This window comes from Methanocalculus pumilus (genome assembly GCF_055382585.1).
Window position 1 is genome coordinate 2,082,787 of record NZ_AP042393.1, and the last position, 18,455, is coordinate 2,101,241.

Here is an 18,455-nt window from a genome sequence, read left to right on the forward strand (position 1 = left end):
GAATAACAAGGTGGGATTGCTCCCACCCCGTCTTCCAGGAACCCACCTTGCGACTTTCACCGCAGTAGGCTCGCGCATTCCTCTACCCATTGCTGGGCGTCAACGCAAAATAGGATAATTTTGTTTGAATCCATGGTGTTTGACGTCTCATACGTTCCTTTCTGTCGAGGAAATATTTCCTGTCAAGATACGGATTCGCATCGAGTTTAGGGAAATTGTGCCTCCGGATTGACGCATCCGAGAATTGGATAAGAGTGTTCTCCTTTGTCTGGAAAACCCAGTTCCTTTCCCCTTCAGACTTCCAGTATCTGTTTGCAATCCATCTGAAACCCTTGTCGGAATGTCGTCGTTTTCCCCATTGCCATGTTACAGTCCAGAGATAGTTGTCCAGTTTCTTAAATGTCCCTTTGGCGACGTTATGACGATGGTAGTTTGCCCATCCTCGTATAATTGGGTTTAATGTCTTTATCAAGGCGTCCTGTGACCATGCTTGCGCCTGATATGAAAACATCACCTATTTTTTTAAATCAATGTCATCTGCCACTTAAGTGTGTGGATATACATCAATTGTTTTTGTCTTTACTGCAATCCCTGCCATCACACTCTTGAGCATCTGAGATGCATTGGTAAGGTTGATGGGTTGGCGTGTTTTGAGTTTTGGTATTTTGATCTGCTTTGGTTTTGTCATAAGTGGATCTTCGTACATCTCCTTGTTTGTCAGCAGATGATGGATGATGGTCAGCAACTTTCGAGCCACCGCTACGACTGCTTGCTTATGTCCTTTCTTCCGTTTAATCCGCTCATAGAACTGACGAAACATGTTATCCTTGCTTCTGGACAACGCTGAAGCGCACTCGACCAGATATGTTCTGAGATGTTTATTCCCTTGTTTACTGATGGATCCCATCCGTGTTTTACCGGCAGATTCAGAAACACGTGGATCAAGACCTGCATAACGCACTATTTGTTTGGCTGAGTGGAATCGGGTTACATCACCAATTTCGGCAAGTATCATCGATGCTGACTGAAGTTGAATTCCTGGAATGCTGAGAAGGATATTGATCTGCTCTGGATCATTCTCAAACAGGTCAACCATACGTGACAGATGGATATCTATCTCCTTCTCAATCTGCTGAAGCATGCGATGTGCAGACTGAATGCCAAATATATCGTTCTCCGTTAATTCCCCGCAAATAGCAGCTTCAATCTTCTCTCTCTTCTTCACGATGCCGGGATGAGAGAGTTGTGCAAATATCTCATCAAATGTCTTTCTCTTGACCCAGTATCTCCGAAAGGGATCCATGACTTCCACTTGAACTAACACTTCTTCTTTTCGAACCCCTGTGGCAGACTGGGCGCCAGTAAGATTTAAATATTATGGATATCCATTGTATATCCAATGAAGAAAGTTGAACTAAATCCTGCTACCCGGATCGAGATCGAGAATATTCAGGGATTTATCATTCGAAAAGTCACCAAATTCGGGAATAGCGCAAAAGTGGACTGCCCCAAGGAATACCTGGACAGAACAGTCTACCTGGTAATACTATGAAACTCAGTGATGCACGATTGTTCAGGACCCTCAAAACACTCGATACATTCGTCGATCGGGCACTGAAACTCCCGTTTAAAGGACCGACACTCTCCGGATTCCAGTATAACCGTGACCTCCTCAAAGCAGCGGTTGCAAATACCTATATCGAAACCGTCGGCAACAGGGCGGATTCACTCCATCTCGCCATCAAGAATGTCACGACATCACACATTGTCTGGCAGTATCGGATGACGGTCGAGCGACTGGGTACACGATTTGATCTTGCCAATAAAAACGTTGTTTTAGCCTTTGATTATACCGAAGAGGATTTTTATGGTGATGTTCAGGGGTTCTGGATACATGGATATACGGGTGAACATGGGGTTACCGGGAAGTTCAAGTTCCTCTCATGCGCCATCATCAATTCTGATATTCCCCAGAAGATTCCGCTTTTATCAGTTCCTGTACATCTTGGCCACAATATGGCAACAACGGTGACCTGGTGTCTTGCTCTGGTTGAACCACTGGTGAATTCCGTTGAACTCACGGTATTTGACCGGGGATTCTTTAGCAAAGATCTGATGCTGACTCTGACACATGCCGAGGTGCCGTATCTGATTTTTGCTCCAAAAAACGATAAAATCAAAAAAGAGATAGAATTGCTGGATATTGGAGAGAAGAAAAAGATCCGATATGAACTCGAGGTCAATAAGGAGAAGACGGTGTTTCGAGGCGAGACAACACTCGCACTTCTGAGGCAGATATTCGATAAAAAGTCTGAAAAGTCATATGATTGGGCATTTGCTACGAATCAGGAGTCTATTGATCTGGAATATGTTATTCCAACCTACAAGAAACGATGGAGAATCGAAACCGGTTTCCGGGTGCAGGATGAAGCGAGAATCTCCTCGAAATCAAAGGATCCGCGAATCCGGTTCTTTTACTTCGCGTATGAACAGGTGCTCCAGCTGCTCTGGATCGTGCTGTACAAAGATGAGGTGAGTTTTAAACAGTTCTTACTGGAGATGTACGAACTCTGCGCTGCTCGATATAAAGAGCCACGATAGGTGCTCGGTTGCCATCTCCATGTCACAGCTGCATGGGGGTGTTGGTCGGTGGATCATCAGGGAGCCATCGATAGGTCGTAACTGACTGCCATTGTGCCGCGAATCGAGGGCACTGTGCCGCTCACTCATTTTCGATCGGAGATACTGATGCAGTCGATCGATTCTTAAGATATGACGAGATACAATTCCAGATGCAATCTTCCCATGTGATCATTATTGCCATTGCCTGCCTGCTCGCCGGGGTAGTCATCGGAATAGTAGTTACTCCTGCACCTGATGCCGATCCTGATGATGATATGGCGATGATCCTTCTCAGGCTCCAGTCAGAGATCTCAGCATCGCTGGAGACGCTTGATGGCGAACTGGCAGCCGCTGCATATGATCTCGGATCAATCGGCCTTGATAGCCGGGCGGCACGCGATATCCTGCTTGAAATAAGCGGTATCCATCCGGCGATCATCGACAGCACAACTGTCAGCCCGGAAGGCATCATCCTTGCTGCCGAACCGTCCATATACCACGGTGTGGAAGGAATAGATGTATCGGATCAGAAGGCAACACAGCATATTCTTGCAACCCGCCGCCCGATCATGAGCGGCATTATTCCGGTGGCAGAGGGGGGCGATGCATCATTCATCAGCGCACCCGTCTTCAGCAGGGGTGGGATCGCAAGCGAGCCGCCGGGGAGGTTCCTTGGGTTCACCTCCATCGTCTTCAGGCCGGATATCCTGATCGGGGAGGCAGCTGAGCCGGTTGTTTCCGGGAAACCCTATTCGATCACCGTCGTCGATACCGAAGGCCGCGTCCTCTATGATACCGATCCGGAACAGATCGGACTCCCCCTTGACGATCCCGTCTATTCCGCCTATCCTGTGCTGGTTGAGTTCGTCACCCGGGTCACAGAAGATGGGCAGGGGCAGGGAAGCTATATCTTCCGTGACCAGACAAAAGAGGCTGTCTGGACGACCGTATCCCTTCACGGGACAGAGTGGCGGGTGGCGATCACCCGGACTCTATGAGGGAGAGGAGAGCTTCCTCCTTTGTAGTATAAACAGGGCAGGTGAGAAGAGAGCAATCAAAGGGATTACTGCTAAAGGGGAAGATTCTTCAGATTGCGGGATTTCCCGAACCAAAGGATCATAGAGGTCGGGATGAATCACTTCTGCCACCTCTTCGAGTGCATCCACAATCCGGGGCCCGCCGCGACTGATGGTATCAGCATCGATGATAACAACCCGGTTTTCTCGTACCGCATCCATCCGCTGGAACCTGGGCTCGTTCATCACATACTCATAGATGACATCATAATCATCCTTATCCATCCCGGTCCCGGAACTGACGAGAATATAATTAGGATTTGCAATAACAAACTCTTCAAGCCCGATAACACCCCATTCTTCAATCGATTCGAAGGCATTTGTTCCTCCTGCCCGGGTGATCACCTCATGCTGGAAGGTCCGGTCACCGGACACCCAGACCGGATCATGCCAGACAATATGGGCAACCGATGGAGTCTTTTCCTGTTCTGCCACCGTATCGGTTACTGCCTGGATTCTTCTATCAAGTTCGGTTGTGAGCAGTTTCGCCTCTGCCGCATTGCCGGTAAGCGTTCCAAGGAGAATGATATCATCCAAAATCTCCTCGATAGTTCTTGGATCGATGACGACAACCACAAGCCCGAGTCTCCGGAATCTCTCGATCAATTCCTCGGAATTGCCGGGTGCTGCAACCACCAGATCCGGTTTTGCGGCAATGACCTTCTCAAGGCTGATTGTGGTGTAGCCTCCAACAGTCTGAATGGCACGTGCCTCAGCAGGATAGTCGCTCTGGTCAGCCACTGCCACGAGCCGGTCGCCCGCACCAATTGCAAAGAGAAGTTCTGTATTGGATGGGGCAAGGGATACGATACGATCCGGGTACTTTTCAATGGTTATTGTACGACCGGAGTCATCAAGAACAGTGATGGCCAAAATCCCATCTGCATGACCTGCTGATACCTCTTCAGCCATGGCGGCTGTAACCCCGGTGCAGAGCACCATGATGACTGCCAGCGACACTATACTTCTCCGGATACTCTTCATCCATCTATCCATCATGCAATCACAGATCCCAATTTACTTTTAAACACCAAATGGACGCCATAAAACTCACAGTTCCCTTTTCAAGGCATTTTCCAGAGAATCAACAACCACCATGCCGCCCTCAAGAAGCCGGGAGAGAACTTTTTGAGCCCCTCCTTCGGTATAGTCTTCAAACGATTCCAAGCGCCCGACAAGAACCGTCTTTTTGGCAAAGGGTTCCAGCAGCCGTATATTCTCAATATTCCCACCCCCAACAGGCATGGGAACGAGAAGAATCATATCCGCTCCCTCAAGGAACGGCATGAGTGCTCCCGAGGCATCACCCGATATTGGTGCAAACGGTGCCTCGGAGACGACCGGAATACCAAGATCACATGCTGTTTTGTAATCAGAGTCAAGAACATTCAGGACACCGGTGGAGAGGAGACAACCGGACCGGTGGAGCTCTCTTTGAAGGAACGAGCCTGTGCCACCGCCGCAGACAAGATGCACCCGCCTTCCGCCAGTTTCGACCTTCACCTTCTCATACATCGGAAGGATATACGGCCTGTTTGTGGAAGGGTGTGTCCCTGCAATGACATTGATCCCATAGACCGAGTGGATCAGGTTCTCTGTCAGCACATCCGGGGGTGTTCCTATACCGGCAATCTGTCTCTCCTTTAACAGAATGATCCGGTCGCAGTAGCAGGATGCCAGATTGATGTCATGGAAGACACTGATTGTCGCTGTCTTCTCCATCTCCTTTCTGATGATTGTTAAAATCTCAATCTGGTGGCTTATATCAAGATGAGAGGTCGCCTCGTCGAGCAGGAGGATATCCGGCTCCTGTGCCAGAGCACGGGCGATCAGGACACGCTGCCGCTCGCCCCCGCTGATCTGATTCACAGGCATATCGGCAAGGTGGGAGACATTGGCAAGCCGCATCACCCGGTCACAGATCGCGTGATCCTCCCTGCTTTCTGATGCGAACCTGCCGATATAGGGGTGACGGCCCATCATCACGATCTCGCAGACGGTGTAATCGAAATTGATTGCTGTCTCCTGTGGAACGACCGCCACCCGCTGTGCCAGCATCTGGAAGGAGAGGGTATCCATATCCTCGCCATTATAGTAGACCTCTCCTGCTGCCGGGGCAACAATCCTGCTCATGGCTTTCAGGAGTGTCGTCTTGCCTGATCCATTCGGGCCGCAGATCCCGATCATCTCACCGGAATGAACCGAAAAAGCGATTGCTTCAAGGATCTGGTGCGCCCCGTACCTGACATCAAGATCGATAACATTGACAGCTTTCATACCGCACTCCTCCGCCGAAGGAGATACATGAAGAAGGGAGCGCCAAGGAATGCCGTGATGATCCCAACCGGCATCTCGTTTCCGAATGTCCGGGTAAAGGTATCTGCCCAGAGGAGGATCAGTGCTCCCGCAAGAATTGCGGCGGGGAAGAGCATCCGGTGATCAGGGCCGACGATATTCCGCATCAGGTGTGGGGTGATCAGGCCGATGAACCCGATTGCACCGGCAATGGAGACAGCGATCCCGGCCAGCACCGCGCTTGCAAAAAGAAGAAGAATCTTCAGCTGCTCCACATTCACCCCGAGGTGAACAGCCTCATCATCGCCGAGCGAGATGATGTTGATGTCACGGGCAAAGAGATAGATCAGAACGCAGCCAACCGGGATGACGAGAGCAACCCATACCTGGTCCCATGAGACCGTCCAGAACCCTCCCATCAGCCAGAAGACGATCTGGTGGAGGCTCTTTCCGCTGGTATACATCAGAAATGAGAGCATTGCGGAGAGGAACATCGAGAGGGCAACACCGGTCAGAAGCAGGGTCTCAACCGGGATTTTTCCGCCCCTGCGGGCGATGGTATAGACCAGGAAGGTCGCTGCAACCGCACCGGTAAAGGCAAAGACCGGGAGGCCGGCACCTGCCAGGAATACAATAGAGGCAACTGCGCCAAGCGATCCCCCGGCGGATGTTCCAATGATATAGGGATCGGCCATCGGGTTCTTGAAGAGCGCCTGCATCGCGGTGCCTGCCGTTGCAAGCGCAGCACCAACCAGCACCGCTGCGATCACCCGTGGAAGCCGGATATCAAAGATGATCTGCTGGGCAGTTTCATCTGAGAAAATTGATAGAATCGGGATCTGGATCGGCCCGGTTGCAACAGCGATGAGCATGCTCAGGCATAAGGCTATGAGGAGGAAGAAGAGCGTGAGAGGTGCACGGTAGCGCATTTGAACAACTTTTCTTTTTTTAACTTAAATAAATATTCTTTTAGATATTGTGATTGTATGCAAAGGATCCATAATGATCAGTTACTTCTCATCACGGGTACGCACAGTGGTTTGATTTTTTTGTTTGTTTTCGTCTCTTCGCTTATTCGCCCAAGATACCCCTATTCCGGCTTTAAAGTACATACCAGAGACATCAGGGAGGAACAATACATGTTTGAGGGTCAATTCGGATGATCAATATAAATAGCATTAACAACAATTTTCTTTAGTTGTGAGAGGGGATCGGGGCCTCCCCCCACAACTCCACATTAGAGGAGATACCATGAAACAGAGAAGAGAAGACGCCGTATCACCGGTTGTCGGCGTCATGCTGATGCTCGTCGTCACGATCATCATCGCTGCAGTTGTCAGCGGTTTTGCCGGAGGACTTGCGAGCGGAACGGACAAGGCCCCTCAGGCTGCTTTTGAAGCAAAGATTTCTGAGAGTAGTATGGGCGGTGCTTATGGTTATGAGTTTACTCTCAAACATCTTAGTGGAGATCCGGTTGATACCCGTTACATCAAGCTGGTAACAAGCTGGGTCAATGCGTCAGGTGCCTACCAGGTACAGGAAACGATTGCACCCAGACGGGGAGCAGCTGAGGATCAGGAATATTTCCCGGGTAATTATACCTACTATCTGCTAGACTCTCTTAACACTAATTACACATCGTGGGGGGGGGGGCATATCAGGTTTACTATCATGCCCCATACAAGGTTATTCCGGGAGATACCCCTGCAAATGGAGTCGGTGAAGAAGAGACTCTCTGGTTTGGCAACTACATCATGCGATCCGGAGACGTAGCAAAAGCCATCATGAATATTGGACCGAGTAATGATGCAACCTAAGTTTGCCACTTTGGGTTCAGCCACCCAATGAGAGCATCCGCTATCGTGATCTAATTTTTCCAGAATTTCATCGGGAAACTGTATTTGACAGTTGACGATTTTCCCATCAAAACTTCATGTAACCGTCCAATTATGCCGTAAAATCATCGTGTTGATGGCATCAAAATTGGAGTGAATGAACCTTTTTGTCTTCCTCATCCACGAATCAACCGTAACTGTCAAATTCGATAGCGCCTTTTTGATGAATTTCGTTGACGTATGCTTTAGTTCCGGGATCTCAAATCGGACCAGTGAGATGAATAACTGTGCAAGAAACCCAATGATTAAAGCACCGTAAATGCTGTTATCAGTCCATACGCGCAATGGTTTTATCTCGATCTCGTTCTTGAGAGAGTTGAATATCTTCTCGATCGAGTCCTTTTTTCGATAGGTCAGAAGGGCTTCAGTAAGTGTCAAATTCTTACTCGATTTCAGGCAGAAGAATCCCTCTCTGCCGGTGATGAACTTATCTTCAAGAAGCCTGACGGCATCATCTTCGGAGAGTTCAATCAGCTTTGTCTGGATGGAGTAATCCACATCAACAAGAAGATTGTTTATCCGGAATCGCTTTGGAAGACCCTTATTCTTGTCAATACTCTCCTGAATGGCTTTCGCTTCTTTTATCTCTCGCACAACTTTTCGGGCTCTGGATTCCAGCTGCTCTTTCTGCAGTTTTTCTGAGAAGTAGAGATAATTGATACTGTTCGGTTTCTCGATTTTAATCCCGCGGGTCCCAGATTCCTCATCAACCATCTGAGGATTATATGTCTCAAATTTGGCGATTATCTTGTCGTCGCTCTTGTTGAGCTTCTTTCCGGTGATGTACTGCATATTATCTGCCCGGATCATCTGGATATTGGCGACACTGTTCGCTCCTTTATCAAATATTACCAGAGAACCCTCTCTGAGACTGCCGCTTGATTGCTGATAGGTCTTCTTGAAGTGGATCTGATCATTGAGATTGCCGGGTTCGATTGTCAGCCCAATCGGGACATTGATCGGGTCGGCAAGTTCTGTGACACCAACGGTGATCTGTTTTTTATCTGGCCGATGATCACGACTGTAGCCATACTTTCCAAGCGGAGCCTTGGTACCATGAAGAACAATGCTGGTCCAGTCCATGTTGATGTTTGTATGCTCAAATTCATACCTCTCAAACAGGATGTCCTGGATATCGGAGATGATCTCTTCACGGTTGGCACCAAGGGTTTCAAGGACACGGTAGAGTGTTCTTTCACTGAATGATGGGAGAGAGAATTCGGTAAGCACTTCAGGCCGGTTGATCCATTCGTGAGACCGCTTTATGCTGAAGTTATCCGTCATTTTGTAGCTGACAAGAGCTTGAAGCAGATTATTGATGTCGATACCTCTTGTCTTGTGTTTCCCGAAAACAGAGGATAAATTCAGGGTTTCATACAGCCTTTCAACGAGAAGAAGGGTACCGATAGGAAAGGATATATTCTCATTCGGTTCAATCTGATTAGTTCTTAGTTTTGTTTGCATTTTGGTTCAATTCAAACATCACTAAGAACACATATATTTCTTGTTAATGGCAAAGTTGGGATGCAATACCTATGATTAAAAATTGGGAGCATCTAACCGGAAATGAGGTTGTCAACGTGAAGCTGATCGATCTGCGTTCAAGTACAACAATCTTCGACAAAAACGTCGTGGTGGGAGTGTGATGGCAATGAAAGACAGATTCGATGTAAATGAAAACGCGGTCTCACCGGTTGTCGGCGTTATGCTGATGCTCGTTGTTACAATCATCGTCGCCGCAGTTGTATCGGGATTTGCCGGAGGGCTTGCCGAGACGTCACAGAAAGCACCACAGGTGACACTCAGTGCAATTGCATACAATGGGGATCATATCCTTCTTGAGCACAAGGGCGGCGACCCACTTGCACCTGAGACACTCAAAGTCAGAACCTTCATTCCGGCAGGGACGTATAATGATATGAGTCATGAGATCACGGGAACCCTTGAACTATTGGGCGAAGGGGTTGTATTCCAACCGGGCAACCCAATGAAGATCGACTGGACAGATGCATTTGCACCAAACAGTTGGACACCAGGTACTTTTATGGCACCCGGACCAGGCGAGCGGGTGAATATTGAGATCTATGATGCAACCAGCGGAAAGCTCATTGTGACTGCACAGACCATCGTGCTTCCATAAGGAGAACGGTGGCTGTCAGTTCCACATGAATACCATTCACCATCCTTTTTTATCAGCATGAACAACCAGCAATATGAATCAGGTTATTTCGATGAACAAATGATCAACACATTATTCATATTACCTCCGTCCGCTGTAACACCCACACCCGGACACACACACCACGGAGCACACCCCCATGCCTGATCACGGCTGCACCACCTGGTGCCTCCTTGATCGCTCTCTTCCGGATGTACTGGAGGTGATCGCCGGGCGGACACGCACCATCGAGATCCTGGCAGATGCAACCCACGACCTGCTGGATAATCCGGAAGCCCTCTCTTCGCATACCTTTACCCTGTCTGTCCATTCCCCGACGACCGACATCAATATTGCGAGCGTCAGGGACCCGATCAGGGAGTCGTCACTCGACCTTCTTGCGGAGATCTGCCAGAGGTCGGCAGAGATTGATGCCCGGATCGTGATCGTGCATCCCGGGTTCACCCCGTGGATCGAACTAAAAGACCGATCCTATACGGCATTGCTTGATTCGCTTGAATCACTCTCACTGATACAGGATGAGTACGGGATACCAATCGCACTTGAGAATATGGGGAGCTGGGAGGTATGCCATTTCCGGGACACTGGCCTTTTGCCCGAACTGCGGGATGCCGGACTCTCGTTCTGCCTTGATGTCGGCCATGCCAACCTCAACGGACAGCTTTACGAGTTCCTTGCTTCAGGAGAGCCCGACCACCTGCATATCCACGACAACAGCGGTACAAACGATGACCATCTCCCGATTGGAAAGGGAAATATCGACTATTCTGCCCTGTTTCCCCGGTTTCCAAAGAGGGCGCTCCGGACACTGGAGATGCCGCGTATCGAGTGGTATGATGAGAGCATGCGGTATCTTGAGTCCCTTGGACAGCCGCAGAATACCGGAGGGGTTGTGGGGAGAGAGACACCTCATCCGTGATCAGGCAATGGTTTTCGCAAATGCGATTACGAAGATACCGGGATCACACAATCCTCCGTGCATCGCAGATCACATCAACGATAACCGGCAGATTCATCGAAAGCGCTTCCCGAACCACTCCCTCCAAATCACCCGGCTGCTCCACCCGGATGCCGGCACCGCCGCAGGCATCTGCATAGGCGGCAAAGTCCGGGTTATGGAGATCGGTTCCGAAATTCGGATAATTCTCCATCAGCTGCTCAACCTGTATCATCCCAAGCTGCCGGTTATTCAGGATGATAACAACCATCGGGAGATCGTACTTCACCGCGGTGACAAAGTCCGCCATCGCCTGTGAGAAGCCGCCGTCCCCGGTGATGCAGACGACCTTTTTCTCCGGGTAAGCGAGCTTTGCGGCGATTGCTGCTGGAAACCCAAAGCCCATCGTCCCGAGATACCCCGACATCACAAACCGCTGCTGCTTTATCAGGAAGTTCCGTCCAAACCACCACTGATTCTCTCCAACATCCAGGCAGATGACAGAATCAAAAGGAAGGGTGTTAGAGAGAACCTTCATGATGTAGGGTGGGCGGATTGGAACTGCACCAAAATCAGCCTCCTTCTCCAACTGGTCAAACCACGCCTTTTTCATTCCGGCAAGATCATCCGCAAGGCCGGGCCGGGTCTTCTTTTCGGCCATTGTGGTGAGGAGGGGGATCGTCTCCGAACAGGTGCCCCAGAGCGGGATCGTCTTCTTCCCGATTCCAAGTTTCACAGGATTCGTATCGACCTGTATGATTGGGGTCTCAAGCGGGACATTTGTGAGCTTTGAGAACCCGACACCAAAGCAGGTGATCAGATCAGATCGTTCTGCCAGGATCCGTGCCTGCGGGGATCCAACCGATCCGAGCACGCTGATCACACGGGGATGATCCTCGGGAAGGATGCCTTTAGCACGGTACGTGGTCAGGATCGGAGCGTCGATTGCTTCTGCAAAGGCGAGAACGGCATCTGCATCATGATATGCACCAAATCCGGCGATTACAACCGGGTATTCGGCAGCATCGATGGCCCCCTTTGCCTGCTGGAGCGAGGCAGCATCCGGGATGATTGCAGGTTCACCAATCACAATCCCGGTTTCACAGATTGATGGATCAAGGGACTGTTTCTGGATATCATTTGGAATCGATAGCTGGGCAACACCGTGGCGGAGCGTTGCATACCGGATCGCACGGGAGAGGAGGAGGAGCGTCATCTTCCGATCCGAAATGGTATTGTTATAGACAGTTATCGGCCGGAAGAAGGCATCCTGATCGATCTCCTGCATGCCGTACTCGCCGGTATACTGCATCTCAACCTGCCCGTTTAAGGAGAGGACAGATGCACCATCCTCTTTTGCATCATAGAGGCCGGTTGCGAGGTTCGTAGCACCGGGGCCCGCAATCGTGAGGCAGGCGGCGATTCTGCCGGTGAGCTTGTTGTAGGCGGATGCTGCCATCGCCGCTGTCTCCTCATGCCGCACAACAATATAGCGTACCTTCCCGTTCTTCCGGATCGCATCCACAAGGCCGAGCGAGGAGGTGCCGGGGAGGCCGAAGACGAGATCGATTCCGGCTGCAAGGAGCCCGTCAATGATCACATCCGATACCGTCATCCCGGATTGCTCGTGGGCGATTGCATCCTTTCTGACCATCACAAAAGCGGAACGACCAGCCCCGCAGACAGGGCATCGCCACCTATCCGGAAGTTCTGCAAACCGTGTACCTGCCGGCGTCTTTGTTGCAGGCTCGCCTTTCTCTTCGGAATAGCGGTAGTTGCAGACGGTGCACCGCCAGATCATCGAAAGGGCGGGGCCGGATTCGCCTTCTGAAGAAAAAACCGAGAACGCGGGTTTCCCTGCCGCACAGACCGGGCACCGCCAGTCGTGCGGGAGTTCTTTAAAAGTGGTATCTGGTGCAGTCTTTGTCGAAGGCTCACCAGCCTCCTCATCATAGACATACCCGCAGACCGAACATTTCCATTGTGACATCGCTTGCATCTCTCCAATGAGAAGAGGGGGAGGAGAGATAGATAAATGATGGGGATGCGATGAAGCATATCACCTGGGAAAACGACATATTGTCTTAAATAGATGGAGCGATGAAATTCTTATATGTTCGGCTCACTCTTTGGCATCATCATCGCTATTGCGATTGCAGTTGCCATCTACTATCTCCTGAAGAAAGGAGTGTACCTCGTATACAACGCGATCATCGGTATTGTCATCCTCTTTATCCTGAATTTCATAGGCATCTTCGGTGAGCCGGGTATCCCGATCAATATCGTCACAATCCTGATCAGTGCGATTGGAGGGATCATCGGGGTGATCATCATCATCATACTCCATCTTCTGGGTATTCCGCTCTGATGGAAATCACCCAATCTAAAAAATCTTAATAAAATCTTTTTATGACACAGGGATTGCAATCTGTTTTTAAATTGAAAAGTGATGAGGGGGATGCCGAATCCTGATCGTTACCAGTAATATTCTTCTTCATCAGGAGAGGTGAACTGTGGCTGCTGAAGAACCATGTCAGCGGCATGAGGCGAGAGCACGGTAATCTTCACATTGATTCGTGCACCGTAGAGGTTCAGGTGGAAGTTTCCCGTCCGTAAGAGAGTTATTATCTGCGTCTTCTGGGTTGAATGCTTAAGGCTGAAACCGCCCTCTTCGATCACTTCACCTGTTTCGATATCCGTCAACTCCCAGTAGGCATAACTTAATCGCAGGTTCTCGTGATCAGGATTGCTCTCGAACTGTATCCTAAGCGGAGCTTCATTACAGACTATCTCAAGCCCATAGGGGCCTTCCAGATTATACATCAAACGGTATTGTTGTGAATATACCGGATAGTATCTCCTCAAAGGATGATTTGGCTGTGGAACGGCAGTTATGTCAGGTGTGAGATTCTCCATTGAATATCCTGCGGATGGATTTACGCTTACTGGAACTGGAGCCGGTGTTTGAACAGGAGATGCAGACGACACCGGAGAGACCGGGGGTGGCGGAGGAGTATAGATAGTGTCATCAAATACCGGATATTCCTCTTCCTTCTCATAGACAGTGCATCCCGCCGAGATTATCAGGAGAACCATAAAAAAACTGACAATTATGCCATTACGAACCCGCATAGAACCCTCCCTCAAATCGTGCAATCTCCTCTACAGACCCTGCCGAGAGATCATTCAAAGCATAATACCTTCCCCCGGTGTTCATCGCAATCTCCCTGCAATAGCCAAGTGCAAGAGGCTGGCGGGAAGATACCGCTTCTGTGTCGATGATTACGGTTCTGATCCCGCTGCGTGCGATTGCATTGGAGACATTCCTAATCTCCTCGCGTATCGGCCCTGAACCGGCATTCGCCCTTCCATCCGAGATCAGCATCATCATAGGTAGGATCTCCCGCTTTTTTGTCCTTTCTCTCTGGAGAAGCTCCATTCCTTTCATAAGGCCGGATGCAAGGGGTGTCCGCCCACCTGTCGGGAGATCGGTAAGCTGGCGAAAGGCGAGATCCGGGCTGCGTGAGAGAGGAAGGAGGACATCTGCACTATCTCCCCGGAATGCAACGAGCCCGACCCGATCCCGGTTCACATAGGCATCCTCAAGAAGCGAGAGAACCGCACCCTTTGCCGCCTCCATCCGCTCCTGTGCACCCATCGATCCGCTTGCATCAACGACAAAGACACAGGCGACTTCGGCTTTCCCGGTGCGCCGTGCCTGCCTGAGATCCTCATCATGGATAACGACTGCACACCCGTTCCGGTTCCGGCTCTGCTGGTGTGGTGCCGCCGCCCTGAGAGTGGCATCCAAAGCAAGGCTACGATATTCCGATGCAGGAGATGTGGTCGTCCTTCTTCCACGGGGATCGGTCGTCGGGGTGGAGATCCGCCGTCCTCGTGCCGTCTTTCTCATATCGCGATCAGAATCCTGTGCATCCCAGACAGGTGCCGTGCTGACGCGATCGCCGATCTCATGCTGCCTGTTCATCCCCTGTGGCGGAGAAGCCGATCCCTCACCCCCGTCTTCCTGCTCTTCATGCTCATCGTCACTTTCCGTGGGCTCGCTCTCCTGTTCATCCTGTGAATCGTCAGGCTCCTCCGGATCGTCGGGGTCGTCGGGGATCATATCATCAAGGATCTCCTGGTTGACCTTCGGCTCCTCAAACGGCTTCTTCCTCATCCTATGTGGGAGAGCAAGCGCCATCGCCTCACGGATATCCTCGGGCAGGACATCGGTTCTTCCCCTGAATGCGGCGATGGTCCTGGCAGTCCTGACCACGGTGATCTCTGCACGATGGGTGCTGATCCCAAGGGCAAGGCAGGCATCGACGATTTTTCGGACAAGCACCTCATCGACCTTTATGTCCGGAAGGCGTTCCTGTGCTTCGATGATTGCGGTTCTCAGCTCCTCAAGCTTTCGCAGGTGATCTGCTTCAGTCTGTTTTGGATCTGCATCCCAGCCTTCGGCAGCGGCAATGACTGCCATCCTCCCTTCAGGATCGGTGATCCCCTCAACACTGACCATCAGGCCGAACCGGTCAAGGAGCTGGGGCCGGAGTTCGCCCTCTTCGGGATTCATCGTGCCGACGAGGATAAATTTTGCAGGATGCGAAACCGATATTCCTTCCCGCTCGATGGTGTTCACCCCCATTGCTGCTGCATCAAGGAGGATATCAACGACATGATCGTCTAGGAGGTTCACCTCATCGATATAGAGGATGCCACGGTGTGCGGCGGCGAGGATACCGGGATCAAGGGCGGCGATCCCCTCCTTGATCGCACGTTTCAGATCAAGGGTTCCGACAACCCGATCCTCGGTTGCACCAAGCGGCAGTGTAACGACCCGGACATGTCTTCTTGTGGTATCGGACTCGCCGGGCACCCCGGCTTCCGCAATCCTTTCCCTACAAGCCGGACAGAGATGATCGGAGTCTGCCGGATCGCAGGAGAACGGGCACCCGCAGACAACCCCGATCTCCGGCAGGACAGATGCCAGGGCCCGTACCGCAGTGGATTTTGCAGTCCCCTTCTCCCCCCTTATGAGGACCCCGCCGATCCGGGGATTGATGGCATTGAGAATAAGGGCGAGCTTCATCTGTTCCTGGCCAATGATAGCGGTGAATGGAAGGGTTGTGTGAGAGGTCATGAGATTCATCATCCTACATTTTACTTTATTCGTAATACTACTTCCGTTTAATTATTCATTTATGATTACAATTTACGAAAGAAGTATCGCCGCAGGTACGTGAAAAAATGGTATGCAGGGAAGAGCGTACAACAGGTGCATCGAATCTTTTTACAAGCTAAGGAAAAACCTAAAAATATTCGCAAATTTTTCCTCAACATATGAAAAATCAACAGATTCAACTCCGATCATATCAATACATTAATATACTCAAATTCCAGATTCCCGCTTATGACCACACAGCCATCTATTGAGGCTCCATGGATCACCCGGTTCACCGGAGAGTTCATCCTCCCTGATCACCGGCTGCTCGCCATGGTTCTTGGCATCCTCTTCCTGCTCGATTGCATCACAACCGAGCTGATACTGATAAGTGGCGGTGTGGAGTTAAACCCGGTGATGGAGGGTATCGTCGCCTCCCCGCTCCTGCACCTTGCAGTAAAGGCGGCAGTCTTCCTCTTCATCATCATAATGACCGGCTATGCCGGGAGGCGAGTACCGACATCGGGGGCGGTGGCGCTCTCTGCGATCATCCTCTGGTACGGTGTCGTGATCGGGAATAACCTGGGTGTGTTGGTTGGGATGGGGTGAAAAAAAGATCGAATTCCGACCTACGCCTCAACAGTTATATCTGTTTTGGCAATACGTCGATTTTTTTGTCGTAATGGCCTGAATAACCATTTTTTCATCTTTCATACCATTCTCTTATGGCCTGATCAGAACCTCGGTTCTTGCAATTGTTCTTCCGGCATCATCAACAAGACTCAGGATGAAGCGCTGGCCGATGGCGTTTTCATGGTTGAAACCACAGCTTTTGTCCGTCGAATCATCAGTGCCCGATGTGTATGTTTGTGGCTGCACTTGACCAAGATCTTCAGCAATTACAACTGCTGTTGAACCAGGTTGAAAAGTACGAGCCATCTTGGATGTATATGGATCTGATTTATCAAACCAGGGTTTTCCATTAATCTTTACAACAGAGGTGTTTACCTCCCAACTTTTCTGTGTTGCGGAACCAAAATCTGCCGTTACTTGTACAATGATCTTTGTCTGGAGTGTGTTGATAATGTCTCCACCCAGATGAGTGATCGTAAGACCACTATTCTGGCTATAATCAGCTTTGATACTTGCCTGTGCAGACTTCCCGGCTTCTGAGACGAGTCCTCCGGTAAATCCAGATACTATTGCCGCAATGATAATAGTAACAACCAGCATCAGCATCACACCGACAACTGGCGAGACTGCTTTTTCATTCATTATATTCTTAGATCTCATCCCTGCACCACCACGTTCTTCTGAAATATGACCTGCCCGCTTGGTATATGTGTAATCATCACATTGACTGTATCACCTTTGCGGAGATGATACCATTCCTCACCAAGATTAGCCATCATACCATCTTTAGCACCTGTAGGATACTTAGAACCAGATGATCCGTAGCTATACGCAAAAGGCTCTTCTTGTCCATAACCATAATCACCGCCAAATCCAGCAGAATTCTTCATTGATGTGCCTGGCATTAAAGAGTAATTACCAAAAAATTGTCCATGGTCATATGGAGTAAACCCTTTTTGACGTCCAAGATTCATAGGGGTGACACCAGTTCCAAATCCAAGTGGCGAATGATAAGTATGATTCGCGGAAGTTCCATTTCTCAGATCTGTATTTGGTTCGGTACTAGCAACTACTGTAGCACCACCTGTTATCCTCTCACCACTTGTTTTATTTGTTGTTGTCCATGAAGTTGTGATCCGCAGATCCTTCGTTGATATAGATTCACTTGCACTTAATACTTGATAAAAAATGTAACTTGAGCCCGGATACCCCGTATTCTTGATCTCTATATCCATCATCAGATTCGGTGCCTTCTGAGCACTGGCTGCAAGCCCGCCGGCAAACCCGCTCACCACTGCGGCGATGATGATCGTTACAACCAGCATCAGCATCACGCCGACGACCGGCGAGACCGCGTCATCGCGTCTTTTTCTCAAATCAATGTCATTTTTTACATTCATGAAAGAATTCCTCCATCAGCCAGAGCATCACCAGAGCCAAACAGGACACAAAACCTGGATACCGGAGCTGGAGATCCCCACTGCTGAATAACCAGATTTATAATACTTAATGATATATGTGTATTACTAAATACTAACTTATTTAGTATAATTATAACCAAATGAATAATAATAAGATAAGGTTTCAAAAGAGATCACCGATGGTACAACATACAAATTAATTGGATCAATTTAGTATGATTTAATTTACA

At 49.8% G+C, this 18,455-nt stretch carries 19 protein-coding genes; 8 read left to right on the forward strand and 11 right to left on the reverse strand.

What is annotated here, in order from left to right; all coding sequences use genetic code 11:
• Positions 1-82 precede the first annotated feature (82 nt).
• Both ACZ44I_RS10925 and ACZ44I_RS10930 read right to left on the reverse strand, forming a co-directional pair.
• The gene (locus ACZ44I_RS10925) at positions 83-511 is read right to left on the reverse strand and encodes a group II intron maturase-specific domain-containing protein (protein ID WP_464549973.1); all 429 of its coding nucleotides are present in this window, start codon (positions 509-511) and stop codon (positions 83-85) included.
• A 33-nt stretch (positions 512-544) separates the two neighbouring features.
• Entirely contained in the window at positions 545-1,303 is a 759-nt protein-coding gene (locus ACZ44I_RS10930; RefSeq protein WP_464576536.1) for an IS110 family RNA-guided transposase, read from the reverse strand.
• Positions 1,304-1,399: 96 nt separating this feature from the next.
• Between ACZ44I_RS10930 and ACZ44I_RS10935 the strand changes: the two genes are divergently transcribed.
• From ACZ44I_RS10935 to ACZ44I_RS10945, 3 genes are all read left to right on the forward strand, one after another.
• Positions 1,400-1,552, forward strand: coding sequence for a DUF2080 family transposase-associated protein (locus ACZ44I_RS10935; protein ID WP_464548398.1), 153 nt, complete (start codon positions 1,400-1,402; stop codon positions 1,550-1,552).
• Positions 1,549-2,601, forward strand: a complete 1,053-nt coding sequence (locus ACZ44I_RS10940) for a transposase (RefSeq protein WP_464576538.1) — start codon at positions 1,549-1,551, stop codon at positions 2,599-2,601. The genes ACZ44I_RS10935 and ACZ44I_RS10940 overlap by 4 nt, the downstream gene beginning before the upstream one ends.
• 191 nt (positions 2,602-2,792) lie before the next feature.
• Positions 2,793-3,620, forward strand: coding sequence for a cache domain-containing protein (locus ACZ44I_RS10945; RefSeq protein ID WP_464549969.1), 828 nt, complete (start codon positions 2,793-2,795; stop codon positions 3,618-3,620).
• Here the strand turns inward: ACZ44I_RS10945 and ACZ44I_RS10950 are convergent.
• The 3 genes from ACZ44I_RS10950 to ACZ44I_RS10960 are packed head-to-tail and all read right to left on the reverse strand — an operon-like array spanning position 3,615 to position 6,922.
• Positions 3,615-4,697 (reverse strand): ABC transporter substrate-binding protein, encoded by a 1,083-nt coding sequence (locus ACZ44I_RS10950; protein WP_464549967.1) that lies wholly within the window; start codon positions 4,695-4,697, stop codon positions 3,615-3,617. The two genes, ACZ44I_RS10945 and ACZ44I_RS10950, sit on opposite strands and share 6 nt — an antisense overlap.
• Positions 4,698-4,748: 51 nt before the next feature.
• Positions 4,749-5,975 carry an ABC transporter ATP-binding protein gene (locus ACZ44I_RS10955; RefSeq protein WP_464549965.1) on the reverse strand — a complete coding sequence of 409 codons (1,227 nt, stop codon included), beginning with the start codon at positions 5,973-5,975 and terminating at the stop codon, positions 4,749-4,751.
• A complete protein-coding gene (locus ACZ44I_RS10960) occupies positions 5,972-6,922 on the reverse strand; it encodes a FecCD family ABC transporter permease (RefSeq protein ID WP_464549964.1) in 951 nt (316 codons plus the stop codon). Before ACZ44I_RS10960 ends, ACZ44I_RS10955 begins: the two co-directional genes overlap by 4 nt.
• Before the next feature lie 322 nt (positions 6,923-7,244).
• Between ACZ44I_RS10960 and ACZ44I_RS10965 the strand changes: the two genes are divergently transcribed.
• Positions 7,245-7,766 carry a type IV pilin N-terminal domain-containing protein gene (locus ACZ44I_RS10965; RefSeq protein ID WP_464549962.1) on the forward strand — a complete coding sequence of 174 codons (522 nt, stop codon included), beginning with the start codon at positions 7,245-7,247 and terminating at the stop codon, positions 7,764-7,766.
• A 158-nt stretch (positions 7,767-7,924) separates the two neighbouring features.
• Here ACZ44I_RS10965 and ACZ44I_RS10970 read toward each other — a convergent pair whose 3' ends face one another.
• Entirely contained in the window at positions 7,925-9,352 is a 1,428-nt protein-coding gene (locus tag ACZ44I_RS10970) for an IS1634 family transposase (RefSeq protein WP_464548222.1), read from the reverse strand.
• Between the two features lie 181 nt (positions 9,353-9,533).
• Here ACZ44I_RS10970 and ACZ44I_RS10975 point away from each other — a divergent pair, with 181 nt between their 5' ends.
• Together ACZ44I_RS10975 and ACZ44I_RS10980 are read left to right on the forward strand one after the other, a co-directional pair.
• On the forward strand, positions 9,534-10,028 hold the full coding sequence (locus ACZ44I_RS10975; RefSeq protein ID WP_464549960.1) for a type IV pilin N-terminal domain-containing protein: 495 nt from the start codon (positions 9,534-9,536) through the stop codon (positions 10,026-10,028).
• A 178-nt stretch (positions 10,029-10,206) separates the two neighbouring features.
• A complete protein-coding gene (locus ACZ44I_RS10980; RefSeq protein ID WP_464549958.1) occupies positions 10,207-10,986 on the forward strand; it encodes a sugar phosphate isomerase/epimerase family protein in 780 nt (259 codons plus the stop codon).
• A gap of 43 nt (positions 10,987-11,029) precedes the next feature.
• Here the strand turns inward: ACZ44I_RS10980 and ACZ44I_RS10985 are convergent, their stop codons facing one another.
• Positions 11,030-12,994 carry a thiamine pyrophosphate-dependent enzyme gene (locus ACZ44I_RS10985; RefSeq protein WP_464549956.1) on the reverse strand — a complete coding sequence of 655 codons (1,965 nt, stop codon included), beginning with the start codon at positions 12,992-12,994 and terminating at the stop codon, positions 11,030-11,032.
• 123 nt (positions 12,995-13,117) lie between these two features.
• On the opposite strand from ACZ44I_RS10985, the gene ACZ44I_RS10990 reads away from it, so the two are divergent.
• Positions 13,118-13,372 (forward strand): pro-sigmaK processing inhibitor BofA family protein, encoded by a 255-nt coding sequence (locus ACZ44I_RS10990; protein ID WP_292738000.1) that lies wholly within the window; start codon positions 13,118-13,120, stop codon positions 13,370-13,372.
• 107 nt (positions 13,373-13,479) lie between these two features.
• On the opposite strand, the gene ACZ44I_RS10995 is transcribed toward ACZ44I_RS10990, so the two are convergent.
• A complete protein-coding gene (locus ACZ44I_RS10995) occupies positions 13,480-14,136 on the reverse strand; it encodes a hypothetical protein (RefSeq protein WP_464549954.1) in 657 nt (218 codons plus the stop codon).
• Positions 14,123-16,150 (reverse strand): magnesium chelatase subunit D family protein, encoded by a 2,028-nt coding sequence (locus ACZ44I_RS11000; RefSeq protein ID WP_464549952.1) that lies wholly within the window; start codon positions 16,148-16,150, stop codon positions 14,123-14,125. Before ACZ44I_RS11000 ends, ACZ44I_RS10995 begins: the two co-directional genes overlap by 14 nt.
• 270 nt (positions 16,151-16,420) lie before the next feature.
• Here ACZ44I_RS11000 and ACZ44I_RS11005 point away from each other — a divergent pair, with 270 nt between their 5' ends.
• Entirely contained in the window at positions 16,421-16,780 is a 360-nt protein-coding gene (locus tag ACZ44I_RS11005; protein ID WP_464549950.1) for a DUF5658 family protein, read from the forward strand.
• Positions 16,781-16,894: 114 nt separating this feature from the next.
• Here ACZ44I_RS11005 and ACZ44I_RS11010 read toward each other — a convergent pair whose 3' ends face one another.
• Complete coding sequence (locus ACZ44I_RS11010) at positions 16,895-17,464, reverse strand: type IV pilin N-terminal domain-containing protein (RefSeq protein ID WP_464549948.1); 570 nt, start codon at positions 17,462-17,464, stop codon at positions 16,895-16,897.
• Entirely contained in the window at positions 17,461-18,204 is a 744-nt protein-coding gene (locus tag ACZ44I_RS11015; protein ID WP_464549946.1) for a type IV pilin N-terminal domain-containing protein, read from the reverse strand. The genes ACZ44I_RS11010 and ACZ44I_RS11015 overlap by 4 nt, the downstream gene beginning before the upstream one ends.
• Positions 18,205-18,455 lie beyond the last annotated feature (251 nt).